The 12218-nt window shown below is 66.3% G+C and carries 11 protein-coding genes; 4 read left to right on the forward strand and 7 right to left on the reverse strand.

Annotated elements, in window-relative coordinates; genetic code table 11:
• Window positions 1-11: 11 nt before the first annotated feature.
• The 7 genes from hpnI to F7R26_RS41125 all read right to left on the reverse strand — a co-directional run bounded on the left by hpnI (window position 12) and on the right by F7R26_RS41125 (window position 7611).
• Complete coding sequence (gene hpnI / locus F7R26_RS27820; protein ID WP_193692258.1) at window positions 12-1247, reverse strand: bacteriohopanetetrol glucosamine biosynthesis glycosyltransferase HpnI; 1236 nt, start codon at window positions 1245-1247, stop codon at window positions 12-14.
• A 704-nt stretch (window positions 1248-1951) separates the two neighbouring features.
• On the reverse strand, window positions 1952-3682 hold the full coding sequence (locus tag F7R26_RS27825; RefSeq protein WP_150984607.1) for a glycosyltransferase family 39 protein: 1731 nt from the start codon (window positions 3680-3682) through the stop codon (window positions 1952-1954).
• A 51-nt stretch (window positions 3683-3733) separates the two neighbouring features.
• Complete coding sequence (locus tag F7R26_RS27830; RefSeq protein WP_150984606.1) at window positions 3734-5053, reverse strand: ATP-binding protein; 1320 nt, start codon at window positions 5051-5053, stop codon at window positions 3734-3736.
• Window positions 5050-5721, reverse strand: a complete 672-nt coding sequence (locus tag F7R26_RS27835) for a response regulator (protein WP_150984605.1) — start codon at window positions 5719-5721, stop codon at window positions 5050-5052. The genes F7R26_RS27830 and F7R26_RS27835 overlap by 4 nt, the downstream gene beginning before the upstream one ends.
• A gap of 41 nt (window positions 5722-5762) precedes the next feature.
• Window positions 5763-6560 (reverse strand): ABC transporter permease, encoded by a 798-nt coding sequence (locus tag F7R26_RS27840; RefSeq protein ID WP_150984604.1) that lies wholly within the window; start codon window positions 6558-6560, stop codon window positions 5763-5765.
• A complete protein-coding gene (locus F7R26_RS27845) occupies window positions 6557-7225 on the reverse strand; it encodes an ABC transporter ATP-binding protein (protein ID WP_241754760.1) in 669 nt (222 codons plus the stop codon). Before F7R26_RS27845 ends, F7R26_RS27840 begins: the two co-directional genes overlap by 4 nt.
• Complete coding sequence (locus tag F7R26_RS41125; RefSeq protein WP_241754761.1) at window positions 7222-7611, reverse strand: phosphatase PAP2 family protein; 390 nt, start codon at window positions 7609-7611, stop codon at window positions 7222-7224. Before F7R26_RS41125 ends, F7R26_RS27845 begins: the two co-directional genes overlap by 4 nt.
• 354 nt (window positions 7612-7965) lie before the next feature.
• On the opposite strand from F7R26_RS41125, the gene F7R26_RS27855 reads away from it, so the two are divergent.
• The 4 genes from F7R26_RS27855 (at window position 7966) to ssuD (ending at window position 12187) form a co-directional block, all read left to right on the forward strand.
• Complete coding sequence (locus tag F7R26_RS27855; protein ID WP_150984602.1) at window positions 7966-8256, forward strand: co-chaperone GroES; 291 nt, start codon at window positions 7966-7968, stop codon at window positions 8254-8256.
• 73 nt (window positions 8257-8329) lie between these two features.
• Window positions 8330-9973 (forward strand): chaperonin GroEL, encoded by a 1644-nt coding sequence (gene groL / locus F7R26_RS27860; RefSeq protein ID WP_150984601.1) that lies wholly within the window; start codon window positions 8330-8332, stop codon window positions 9971-9973.
• A gap of 481 nt (window positions 9974-10454) precedes the next feature.
• Window positions 10455-11021: an FMN reductase gene (gene msuE, locus F7R26_RS27865; protein ID WP_150984600.1), complete on the forward strand. Its 567-nt coding sequence runs from the start codon at window positions 10455-10457 to the stop codon at window positions 11019-11021.
• Window positions 11022-11038: 17 nt separating this feature from the next.
• Complete coding sequence (gene ssuD, locus F7R26_RS27870) at window positions 11039-12187, forward strand: FMNH2-dependent alkanesulfonate monooxygenase (protein ID WP_150984599.1); 1149 nt, start codon at window positions 11039-11041, stop codon at window positions 12185-12187.
• Window positions 12188-12218: the final 31 nt, after the last annotated feature.

The following is a 12218-nucleotide window of genomic DNA, read 5'->3' on the forward strand; positions in this document are numbered from 1 at the left end:
TGCATCGCGAATCAGTCCTTCTTGACCGGGTGCAGCAGGCCATTGCCACTGACCTCGAAACTGAATCCGCGCCACACCACGCGTCTGGAGAAGAAGCTGGCAACAAAGATGCAGAATGACAAAAGGTCCCAGATCGGTAGCAGCCAGGCGTCGCGGTATGGCTGGCATGTGGCACGGTCGATTTGCCACTTGAGCAGCAGCCTTGCCAATACCGCTGTCAGTACCAGCGCCAATGACCAGGCCGCGCCGCCGGATGCGAGGGCGGCGAGCGCGGAAAAAATCAGAGGGTAGGTCAGCACGGAGCCCAGATGTCCGATCGGGTCGATGGTCCGAATCGTTCGGCTCCAGCGCAACTCGTGCGCCAGCAGTTCGGTTGCGTCGGCTTCGACACAAGCATGCGTGACGACAAACGGCGGGATGGCGACTTTCTCGCCCGCTTCCCGCACGGCCTTGCCGATGGCGTGATCTTCGGCCAGGTGATGCGCGAATTGCAAGAAGCCACCAATCCTTTCCACGGTCGCCCGGCGCGTTGCGATGGTCTGGCCAAAGCAGGGGCGCGCGAGCCCGAGCGCGAGGCCGGTCACCACACCGGGAACAAACTGATAGTTGGTGGCCATTGCCGACAACCGAGGCCAGAGGCCAGGCGCGGGCTGCCCCCGGTAGAGACAGGTCACGAGCCCAACGTCGGGTTTTTGCAGTTCGCCGACGACATGGCGAAGGTAGCCATGCTCGACGCCAACATCACTATCCGCGAACACCAGCACATCGTGCAGCACCTGCGGCAGCATATTGAGAATGTTGCTCATCTTGCGGTTGGGGCCGCACGAGCGGGAGTCGCTTACCACCGTGATCTGGGCTTCAGGGTGCACAATCCGAAGCTGATTCAGTATTTCCAGCGCGGGATCGCCCGAGTCCTGCACGCCGAACAGGAACTGCACGGGGCCCGGGTAGTCCTGCCTGCAGAAGCTCGACAGGTTATCGAGCAGCATCCGCTCTTGGCCACGGAGCGGCTTGATGATGGTAACCGGCGGGAAGCTATCGGGCTCTGCTGGTGCGCGAGCGAAGAACCGCCGGATGAGTACACCTGCCGCCACCATATAAATAATGCCGAAGACCGCAGCGGCGGCGCAGAACAGCGAGAGTCCCACATGGATGACGTGGACGATGTGCGGCACGTTTCCGGGCGATGCCAGCACGGCCGGCGGCAACAAGGCGAACGGCATGGCAAGCAGTGCAGCACGTTTCATGTCTGACCTTTGTGGCGACGTATGTACCGAAGCCCGTGACGGCCCTGATGCCCTGAGCGCCGCCGTCAAAGCCATCGAAGAGAGGCACCTGGAGGAATGAGCGAGCGGATGGTGCGCAGCCAGCCGCGTTTCAGTCACATCCGTGAGGACGATGACGTCCGACAGTACCGGCGGGAGCTACCGGCCCCTTGCACCGGAGGCTCCTGAACTGGGAAGACCCAGTTAGCATGGGCTACCCCCGATTCATTCACCGTGATCGTCCTACCTCGATTCTGATGAGCCTCAATCATATGTCAATGGAAAGAAAAGACACGCTGCCTGATCTGGAAAATTACGCAATCTATTGAAATGAAACTGTAAGCAACTCGCCGGCGATCTGCAGCTATTGACGATTTTCTGCAGGAAATATGTCATGTATTGATAATGAGTGTTATTTAAATCTCTATGGCGAGTGGAGGAAAGGGGCCGTGCAAGTGCACGGAAGCAGATCGGCGTGCGTGCGAAACAGGAGTGAGGAAGAGGCAAGGATTGGTGTTCCGTGCCTTGCTGGGGTAAGGTGATCCACTAAATTCGCTTCTTAAATACGATATTGGAAGTACTGTCATATTTGGTTTGAATTGTCGATCCAATAATTCTAAAAAAAGATATGGGCTTGGCTATAAGAAGCCAGATGCGGCCGCGTGCTGGATATGCCACGGCCGCGTTTAGTGGCCAGGCAAAGGCGGCACCGGAAAATTGGCCACCACGATGCGCCGCTGGTCTTGCGCTACCAGGTGCATGGGCACCTGGCGCGTGGTCAGCTCGCGGTAGGTATCGGCGGACATGATCGCCAGCGCCGGCGGCCCCTCGCGCCAGCGGGAGATAAAGCTGTCGAGCGTGGGAAGCCATTTCTGCGGCTCCTGCTGGGTGCCGAACTCCAGTTCGTCGGGGTGTTCCACCATCACGGTGGTGTGGCGCAGGTAGTACGGCAGGGTGTGGTCCAGCGTGCGCACGCCGTAGATCGGCATGTCGTCCTTGAGCACCGCCCGGATGGCCGGCACCAGGCTGGCGCCTGAGGCCGGGCCGCCGATCGTTTCGTGCCCGAGCAGCGCGGCGGTAAAGCCCGTGAACAGCGCTAGCGCGTAGACCACGATGCTCGGCATCAGGCCGTGGGTGCGCAGCAGCCGGCGCGCCAGCCACGTGCCCGCCAGCATCACGACAAACGCGGCGGCCACCCAGACCGCGTAGCGGCGGTAGTCGGCGGTCGCGGTGTGGTTGGAGTGCAGCGTGGCCACCACCGGGCTGGCCAGCAACCCGATCGCCATGATCACCAGCATGGCGTTGAGCTGCCGGCACCAGCCGCGCTCGCCGATGCGCTCCAGCGCCATGGCTGCCAGCATGCCGAGCGCCGGGAAGACCGGCACGATATAGCCGGGCAGCTTGGAGCCGGACAGGCTGAAGAAGACAAAGATGGCAATGGCCCACACGGCCAGCAACAGCGCCGGCCGGAGCCGACGAACCGTCGCCACGCGCGCTGCGGCGTCATCGTCGCGGACCACCTCCCACAAGCGCGGCGCCAGCCCTAGCCAGGGCACGAAGCCCGCCACCAGCAACGGCACGAAGTACCAGACCGGCCCGCCGCGCGAGTGCACTGTCGAGGTGTAGCGCTGCCAGTGCTCGTGGATAAAGAAGAAGTTCGGGAATTCGGGGTTGCGCGCCGACACCAGCCAGAACCAGGGCACCGTGACGATCAGCATCAGCGCGATGCCGGAGATCAGGTGCAGGCGCCGCCACAGGCCGAAGTCGCGGGAGATCAGGGTGTAGATGACCAGCACGAGGCCGGGCAGGGCGATGCCCACCAGGCCTTTGCTCAAGATCGCCACGCCCATGGCCGCCCAGCAGCTCCACATCCAGTAGCGGCGGGCCGCAGGCGTGGCGTCGGGATGCTGTGCCACCAGCATAAAGGCCAGCACGCAGGCCATGGCGCCGGACAGCGTCATGTCCAGCGAGTTGAAGTGCGAGGCCACGCTCCACATCGGCGCGGCCACCAGCACCAGCCCGGTCAGCAGGCCAGCGCGAATGCCATACCAGCGCGTTGCCGCAAACATCGACGCGATGAGGCCAACCATGCCGGACAGCGCCACGCACAGCCGGGCCTGCCAGTCGCCCACGCCGAACAGGGTGTACGACAGCGCCGTCACCCACATATGGAAAGGCGGCTTCTCGAAGTACTTGAGCGCGTTGTAGCGGATCGTTACCCAGTCGCCGCTGGCGAACATCTCGCGCGAGATCTCGGCGTAGCGGCCTTCATCGGAGCTGAGCAGGTGGCGAAAATCCAGCGTGCCGAACCACAGCAGCAGGATCAGCAGGCCCGCGAGCAGCCACAGGGCTGCGGGCAGGCCGGCCACCCGCCGGGCGAAGAACGCAGGGGAGCGAGAGTCGGATTGGGGATGCATCGGAACTCCGGATCAGAATGAAGTCTAGCCGTGCACGACCGGCGTTGCTTTTCACGCACCGTTTTGCGCCGGGAACACCACGGCCACCGTGAGCCCGTGGCCCGCCGGGCCATCCTCCAGCAACACCGTGGCGCCATGGCGCGCGGCGATGCTCTGCACGATCGCCAGGCCCAATCCGCTGCCATGCGGGTCGCTGGCGTCGCCGCGATGAAAGCGGCGGAACACATTGTCGCGCTCGGCCGGGGCGATGCCCGGGCCGGTGTCGCTCACGCCCAGCATGGGCGCGCCGTTGCGCCATTCGATGCGCAGGTCGACCCGGCCACCCGGGCTGGTATAGCGGATCGCATTGTCGGCGAGGTTGCGCAGCAGGATAAAGAGATCGCCATCGACCGCGCGCACCCGGCATTCGGGCGCGCTCGCATCCAGGCCGAGGTCCACATCCTTGGCTTCGGCCATGGGCAGCAGCTCACGCACCACCTGTACCGCCACGTCGTGCAAGCGCACGTCGGCAAGCGGGGCCTGGGTGGCAGGGGCGCCGTCTTCACTGCGTGCCAGCGTCAGCAACTGCGCTACCAGGTGCGTGGTGCGGTCCAGGCGCTCGCCCAGCTTGGCGAGCGCCAGTTTCCGCTTGTCTTCGCTGTCGGCGCGCAGGGCCAGCTGCAGCTGCAGCTTGAGCGCGGTGAGCGGCGTGCGCAGTTCGTGCGCGGCGTCGGCGACAAAGGCGCGCTGGGTGTCCATGGATTGCTGCAGGCGGGCCAGCAGGGCATTGAGGGCGTCCACCACCGGCACCAGTTCCGGCGGCCAGCCGTGCGCGTCCAGTGGCGCCAGGGTGTTTGCCGAGCGGCTGCCAACCGCGCGCGCGATCTCCTCGACCGGGCGCAGCGAGCGCCTGACCACCAGGTGGATCAGCAAGCCAAGCGCAGGCACCAGCGCCAGGATGGGCAGCAGCGCGCCAAGCGACAGCGAGGCCGCCAGCTTGCGGCGAAACGCCACCGATTGCGCGGCCTGCACATAGCGATCCCCGGCGAGCACGCCGTAGATGCGCCATTCGCGGCCGTGCGCCTGCAGGTCATGAAAGCCGGGCAGGTCCGCGCGCGGCAGCGTGACGGGGTGCGAGGCGTAAATCTGGCGGCCCTGCACATCCCAGGCCTGCACCACGATCTCCTCGTCAAGTTCGCTGCCGTCCAGCGGCGGCTTGGCATCGCGCTCCAGATGTGTCGGCAACATGCGCGCGGCTTGCTGCAGTTGCGCATCGAAGACCTCGTTGGCTTCGCGGCGCACCTTGAAGTAGGCGGCCGCGCCCGCTACCAGAGCGCACGCGAGCATGGCCCCAAGCAGGCCGGCCAGCAACTGGGCGCGGATCGTTTTCATGCCGGGCCGCCCAGCTTGTAGCCGACACCGCGCACATTGCGGATAAAGTCGGCGCCGAGCTTCTTGCGCAACGCATGGATATGGACTTCCACCGTATTGCTGCTGATTTCCTCGTTCATGTTGTAGACCGCCTCGCGCAGGCGCTCGTGGGTCACAACGTGGCCCGGTTGCTCCATCAGGGCCTGCAGCACCATGAACTCGCGCATCGACAGCGCCACGATCTCACCGGCGCAGCGCACCTCGCGCGTGGCGGGGTCCAGGCGCACCGGGCCGTGTGCCAGCTCGGTGCTGACGCGTCCGGCGCTACGGCGCAGCAGGGCCCGGATGCGCGCGAACAACTCGTCGAGGTCGAACGGCTTGACCATGTAATCGTCGGCGCCGGCATCCAGGCCGCGCACGCGGTCGGCGGTGGCGTCGCGCGCGGTCAGGATCAGCACCGGCAGTGCCAGCCCGCGGGCGCGCAGTTGCCGCAGCACCGCCTCGCCGGAGCGGCCGGGCAGGCCGAGGTCGAGCAGCAGGGCGTCGTAGGTGCCGGGCGCATTGGCGGCCAGCGCGGCATCGGCGAGGCGACCATCCTTGACCCAGTCGACCGCGTAGCCTTCGGCCCGCAGGCCTTCCTCCACGCTTTCGCCGATCATCGGGTCGTCTTCCACCAGCAGCAGGCGCATGGCATGGGTTCCTTGGTTGGTGATGGGTGGGCGCCCTGGGTTCAACGGCGTTGCAGCCGGTCCAGGCGCAAGCGGTGGCGGTGGTCGGTCAGGCGCCGGACCGCCAGCGTGGCGGCCAGGATCACGCCCAGCATGCTGCCGCCGGCGAGCAGGAACATCAGCAGGATCTGGTACCGGGCCGCGGCGATCGGGTCCATCCCGGCCAGGATCTGGCCGGTCATGATGCCCGGCATGGTGATGATGCCGGCCGCCGCCATGGTGTTCATGGTGGGCAGCATGCCGCTGCGCACCGCCTGGCGCACGATCACGCGTAGCGCCGCATGGCGATCGTCGCCAAGCGCCAGGCGCGCATCGATGGCGGCACGCTGGTGCCAGACCGCGGTAAAGGCGCCGTTGAGCGCCAGGCTCGCGGCGTTCATCACATTGCCCAGGATGATGCCGGCCAGCGGGATCGCGTGGCGGGCGTCGTACCAGGGGGTCGGGCGCAAGGCCGTGGTCAGCGCCAGCACGGTCACCAGCAGCGTCGGCAGGCTCACGGCGGCGGCGCCGATCAGTGCGTGCCAGGGCCCCGCCAGGCGGCGCTCCTGCCGGCTGCCCACCTCGCGGGCGGCTGCCGCGATCATGGCGGCTACCGTCAACGCGGTCACCAGCGGCGACGACAAGCCAAACACCGTGCGCAGCACCAGGCCGACCAGCAGCAGTTGCACCACCATGCGGCCCGCGGCCCAGAGCAGGCTGCGGTGCACGTCCAGTGACATCGCCAGCGAAGCGCCCGCGCCGGCCAGCACCAGCAGGCTGGCCAGCGCCAGGTCATAGGCTGTGAGCGGGATCGGGCTCATGCCGGCACCGCTTCCAGCCCGGCGGCGCCGAGGCGGTAGTGGCGGTCCTGCAGGCGCGCCGCCTGCGCGGGATTGTGCGAGACAATCAGCAGCCCCAGCCCCTGTGCCTTGCAGTCGCGCAGCAGCGCTTCGACGGCCAGCGTGGTCTCGGCGTCCAGCGCCGAGGTTGGCTCATCCAGTAACAGGAAGCGCGGACGGCGCACCAGCGCGCGGATCAGCGCGAGGCGCTGGCGCTCGCCGGTGGACAGGCGGCTCACGGGCGCCTGCAGGATGTCCGCGGGCAGGCGCAGCCGCGCCAGCAGCGCCCGGGCGGCCGGCACGTCCGTGATATGTTCAAGCACGTCATCGCCCCACCAGCCGGACTCGGCCGCCACGTACATGACCTGGCGCCGCCAGGCCGGCCCGCTCATGCTCTCGCGCGGGGACTGGCCTAGCCGGACCTGCCCGCGATTGGGATCGAGATCGGCAATCATGCGCAATAGCAGGCTCTTGCCCGCGCCGGACGCGCCGGACAGGATCACGCAAGTGCCGGGCGCGATGGTGAGGCTGAACGGCCCGCGGCCAGCACCTTCAAGCCCCACGATGGCCAGGCTGGCGTCGGCATCGCGCATTGACGGCAGTGCGCCAGCGGTGGCAAGGGGCGGCATCGTGTCAGCCGTTGTCATGGGTTGAGCCATCCGTGTGCGAAGGGGTAGGCGAGCAAGCGCCGGTAAAGCTGCTCCGCGCGCACCGCGACAGCAGCAAGCAGCGGGCGCGTGAAGGCAGACGTAGCCACGGCCGCGCAGCATGCCGCTATCGCAAATGCGCCGGCGATGTCCAGTGGAAAGTGTACGCCGAGCAAGACGCGGGCCCAGCCCGTTAGTGCTGCGGCTACCAGCAAGCCGGTCACGCTCAGGCGCCGGGCCCTGCCGGGCGCGCGCGGCCAGCCCGCGGCGGCTGCGATCAGCCCTTCGGCATGGAAGGCGGCCACCCAGAGGCCGGCGCCAGACAGCCCTGCGGGGGCGTTCAGGCGCTGGAACAGCGTGAGGTTCAGGGCAAGGCGCATCGACATCGGGAACGTTGGATTCTGGCGATGCGACAAGGATAGGGCACAGCGGCTTAAGGAAGGCTTAAGGCTGGCTGGCTGGCCCCGCCCGGCCCGCTCCATGCCGACGTCGTGGGCCCGGGAAAATCATGCGGCTCGTGCTAGGCAGCGTGGGTGCGAACCCGATGTGCTCGGCACGGCAGGCGCGCTGTCAGGCGCGCTTCTAAGCAAATGCGAAACGATCAGTTGGCCGCGCATGGCGGTGCTTTCTATACTCAGCACTCACCGGCATCGAGTGCTGATTGCCAGCCCGCAGTGCCACCGTCGGCACTGACATCCGCCGTCAACGAACTTCTCTCTCTCTTTCTTCCTGGAGCCAGCATGAGCCTTCGCCCACTGCACGACCGCGTTCTCGTCAAGCGGTCCGACAACGAAACCCGCACGCAATCCGGCATTGTCATTCCCGACAGCGCCGCCGAAAAGCCGGACCAGGGCGAGGTGATCGCCGTCGGCCCGGGCCGGCGCAACGAAGCTGGCGAACGCATTGCGCCGGACCTGCGCGCAGGCGATCGGGTGTTGTTCGGCAAGTACGCTGGCCAGGCGGTGAAGGTCAACGGCGACGAACTACTGGTGCTGCGCGAGGAAGACATCCTCGCCGTGGTCGAGCGTTGAGTCGCCGCGCGTCCGCCGGCATCGATCCAATATTTCCCGAACGAACCCGACAATCCAGACAGGACAGACAGCAATGGCAGCAAAAGATGTAGTGTTCAGCGACGTGGCCCGCGCCAAGGTGGTCGAAGGCGTCAATATCCTCGCCAATGCGGTCAAGGTGACGCTGGGCCCCAAGGGCCGTAACGTGGTGCTGGAGCGCAGCTTCGGCAGCCCCACCGTGACCAAGGACGGCGTCTCCGTGGCCAAGGAGATCGAGCTCAAGGACAAGCTGCAGAACATTGGCGCGCAACTGGTCAAGGAAGTCGCTTCCCGCACCAGCGATAACGCTGGCGACGGTACCACCACCGCTACCGTACTGGCGCAGGCCATCGTGCGGGAGGGCGTCAAGTACGTCGCGGCCGGGCTCAATCCGCAGGACCTGAAGCGCGGCATCGACAAGGCGGTGACGGCGGCGATTGAAGAGCTGCGCCGCATCAGCAAGCCCACTACCACCAGCCGCGAGATCGCGCAGGTCGGCACCATCTCCGCCAACGGCGAAAGCGCCATCGGCGAGCGTATCGCCCAGGCCATCGACCGGGTCGGCAAGGAAGGCGTGATCACGGTGGAAGACGGCAAGTCGCTGGGAGACGAGCTCGAAGTGGTGGAGGGCATGCAGTTCGACCGTGGCTACCTGTCGCCCTATTTCATCAACAACCCCGACAAGCAGGTGGCGGTGCTCGAGCAGCCCTACCTGCTGCTGGTGGACAAGAAGATCTCCAGCATCCGCGACCTGCTGCCCGTGCTGGAGCAGGTGGCCAAGGCCGGACGCCCGTTGCTGATCGTGGCCGAGGACGTGGAGGGCGAGGCACTGGCCACGCTGGTGGTCAACAATATCCGCGGCATCCTGAAGGCGGCTGCCGTCAAGGCCCCCGGTTTTGGCGACCGCCGCAAGGCACTGCTGGAAGACATCGCGATCCTGACCAGCGGCCAGGTGGTGTCGGAAGAGGTCGGGCTGTCTCTGGAAAAGATCGCGCTGGAGCAACTGGGCCAGGCAGGGCGCGTGGAAATCGGCAAGGAGAACACCATCATCATCGATGGCGCCGGCGACGCCGCGCAGATCCAGGCGCGGGTCAAGCGTATCCGCACCCAGATCGACGAGGCCAGCTCCGACTATGACCGCGAGAAGCTGCAGGAGCGCGTGGCCAAACTGGCTGGCGGGGTGGCGGTGCTCAAGGTCGGCGGCGCCACGGAAGTCGAGGTCAAGGAGAAGAAAGCCCGCGTGGAAGACGCGCTGCACGCCACGCGTGCCGCGGTGGAAGAGGGCATCGTGGCCGGCGGCGGCGTCGCGCTGATTCGTGCGCGCCAGGCGATCAAGGATCTGACGGGCATCAACCCGGACCAGCAGGCAGGCATCAAGATCGTGCTGCGGGCACTGGAGGAGCCGTTGCGCCAGATTGTTGCCAACGCTGGCGAAGAGGCCAGCGTGGTGGTGGCGCGCGTGGCCGAAGGGACGGGCAATTTTGGCTACAACGCGGCGACGGGCGAATATGGTGACCTGGTGGAAGGTGGGGTGGTTGACCCGACCAAGGTCACACGCACCGCTTTGCAGAATGCCGCATCGGTGGCAGGCCTGATCCTTACCACGGATGCCGCGATCGTTGAACTGCCGAAGGATGAGGGCCAGCCCGGCGCGCAGGGCGCGGCCGGCGGCGGCGGTGGTGGTGGACTCGATTTCTGAGGCCATTGGCTGAAGACGGATCCGGCAAGGCATGAACGAAGGGGGGCTCGCAAGCGGGGCCCCCTTCGCTTTGCATGCTTCGCCGCAGCGTTTTCAGGTTGGAGCCGACACCAATCTTCGGCACCCTCCGTGGAGGGCGGGTGGCGACGCAAAGCCCGTATGCCTATATGCGTCTCGCGCGTCTATACATAGACGAAATTCATCCTTCGGCGGCCAATTCCGTTGCGCTATCGTGAGGGACTTGTAAGCGCTTGCCTAAGACGGCTGCGGTGGCTACGCCCCCTCTCCACACTGCTGCACCAGCAACAGCAGATCAACAGTGTGCTCTGGGAGAACGATGCAGATCCGCGCCAGGCATGGCGCACGGGCAAAGAGCATGGCCATCCACGCGGGCTTGCTTCTTGCCTGATGCACTGCCGGCAACGAAATGCGCCCTGCGCGTGAATCCACAAACCATCGATATCGACAGGAGGTTCTTCCCATGGCTACACCGCTGAACGTGGTCGCCGTCAACGGCAGCGCACAGCAGCCCTCGCGCACGCTCGCGCTCGTGCAGGCACTGCTCACGGAACTGGATAGCCGGCTGCATTTGCAAAGCCATATCGTCAACGTTGGCGACATCGCGCGTCCGCTGGGCGCGGCGCTGTCGCGCGCGGAGCTGCCCGCCGGGATTGAAAGCGAGCTGCTCGCCATCGAGTCCGCGGACCTGCTGGTGGTGGCCGCGCCGGTGTATCGCGGCTCTTATCCTGGCCACTTCAAGCACCTTTTCGACCTGGTGGGGCAGGAAGCGCTGGTGGACAAGCCGGTGTTGCTGGGGGCGACGGGCGGCAGCGACCGCCACGCGCTGGTGCTGGAGCATCAGTTGCGGCCGCTGTTCGGCTTCCTGCAGGCGCTCACGTTGCCCATCGGCGTGTACGGCAGCCCGGGGGATTTCCACAACTACCAGGTCAGCAGCACCGCGCTGGCCGAACGTATCCGCCTGGCCGCGGATCGTTGCGCGCCGTTGTTCGAAGCCAGCCGCAAATTGCCGCTGCAGCGCGCGGCTTGAAGGGGAGAACCGCGGCAATGAATGTCTTCTGGTTTCTTCCCACGCACGGCGACGGCCACTATCTCGGCACCACGGAGGGAGCGCGCCCCGTTTCACTGGGCTATCTGAAGCAGATCGCGCAGGCGGCCGACAACCTGGGCTACTACGGCGTGCTGATTCCCACGGGCCGCTCCTGCGAGGATTCATGGGTGATTGCCTCCGCGGTGGCGCCCTGGACTGAGCGCCTGCGCTACCTGGTGGCAATCCGCCCGGGCATCATCTCGCCGACCGTGTCGGCGCGCATGGCCGCCACGCTCGACCGTATTACCAATGGCCGGCTGCTGATCAACGTGGTGACCGGCGGCGATCCGGACGAGAATCGTGGGGATGGGTTGTACCTCGACCACAGCCAGCGCTACGCGGCATCGGCCGAGTTCCTGCGCGTCTGGCGCCGCGTGCTGGAGGGCGAGGCGGTTCACTTCGATGGCGAGCATATCAAGGTGGATAACGCCAAGGCGCTGTATCCGCCGGTGCAGCGTCCTTACCCGCCCCTTTACTTTGGCGGCTCGTCCGAGCAAGCGCACGACCTGGCAGCCGAGCAGGTCGACGTGTACCTGACCTGGGGCGAACCGCCCGAGGCCGTAGCGCAGAAAATCGCCGATGTTCGCGAGCGCGCCGCGCGCCTTGGCCGCAAAGTGCGTTTTGGCGTGCGCCTGCATGTGATCGTGCGCCGTACCAGCGAGCAAGCCTGGCGGGCCGCCGATGAACTGATCGCGCAGATCTCGGACGAAACGATCGCCGCCGCGCAGAAGTCCTTCTCGCGCTTCGACTCCGTCGGCCAGCGCCGCATGGCCGCGTTGCACGGCGGCCGCCGCGACCAGCTGGAGATCTATCCCAACCTCTGGGCCGGCGTGGGCCTGGTGCGCGGCGGTGCCGGCACCGCGCTGGTGGGCAATCCACAGGAAGTGGCCGCGCGGATCAAGGAATACGCGGATCTTGGCATCGAGAGCTTTATCTTCTCGGGCTACCCGCACCTCGAGGAAGCGTACCGCTTCGCCGAACTGGTGTTCCCGTTGCTGCCGGAGCCGTACGCCAGCCTGGGCCGCGGCGGCACCACCAACCTGACGGGGCCGTTCGGCGAGATGATCGCCAACGACGTGCTGCCGGGCAGCAAGGCTGCGGCTTGAGCCGCAACATCATGCGCTCGCGCCTGATCCA

This window comes from Cupriavidus basilensis (genome assembly GCF_008801925.2).
GTDB classification, from domain to species: Bacteria; Pseudomonadota; Gammaproteobacteria; order Burkholderiales; family Burkholderiaceae; genus Cupriavidus; species Cupriavidus basilensis.

Coding starts and splice junctions, on each gene's coding strand:
- F7R26_RS27840 (WP_150984604.1), bottom strand. CDS start 6,560: ATGAGCCCGATCCCGCTCACAGCCTATGACCTGGCGCTGGCCAGCCTG.
- F7R26_RS27855 (WP_150984602.1), top strand. CDS start 7,966: ATGAGCCTTCGCCCACTGCACGACCGCGTTCTCGTCAAGCGGTCCGAC.
- F7R26_RS27825 (WP_150984607.1), bottom strand. CDS start 3,682: ATGCATCCCCAATCCGACTCTCGCTCCCCTGCGTTCTTCGCCCGGCGG.
- F7R26_RS27845 (WP_241754760.1), bottom strand. CDS start 7,225: ATGACAACGGCTGACACGATGCCGCCCCTTGCCACCGCTGGCGCACTG.
- groL (WP_150984601.1), top strand. CDS start 8,330: ATGGCAGCAAAAGATGTAGTGTTCAGCGACGTGGCCCGCGCCAAGGTG.
- F7R26_RS27830 (WP_150984606.1), bottom strand. CDS start 5,053: ATGAAAACGATCCGCGCCCAGTTGCTGGCCGGCCTGCTTGGGGCCATG.
- F7R26_RS27835 (WP_150984605.1), bottom strand. CDS start 5,721: ATGCGCCTGCTGCTGGTGGAAGACGACCCGATGATCGGCGAAAGCGTG.
- F7R26_RS41125 (WP_241754761.1), bottom strand. CDS start 7,611: ATGTCGATGCGCCTTGCCCTGAACCTCACGCTGTTCCAGCGCCTGAAC.
- ssuD (WP_150984599.1), top strand. CDS start 11,039: ATGAATGTCTTCTGGTTTCTTCCCACGCACGGCGACGGCCACTATCTC.
- msuE (WP_150984600.1), top strand. CDS start 10,455: ATGGCTACACCGCTGAACGTGGTCGCCGTCAACGGCAGCGCACAGCAG.
- hpnI (WP_193692258.1), bottom strand. CDS start 1,247: ATGAAACGTGCTGCACTGCTTGCCATGCCGTTCGCCTTGTTGCCGCCG.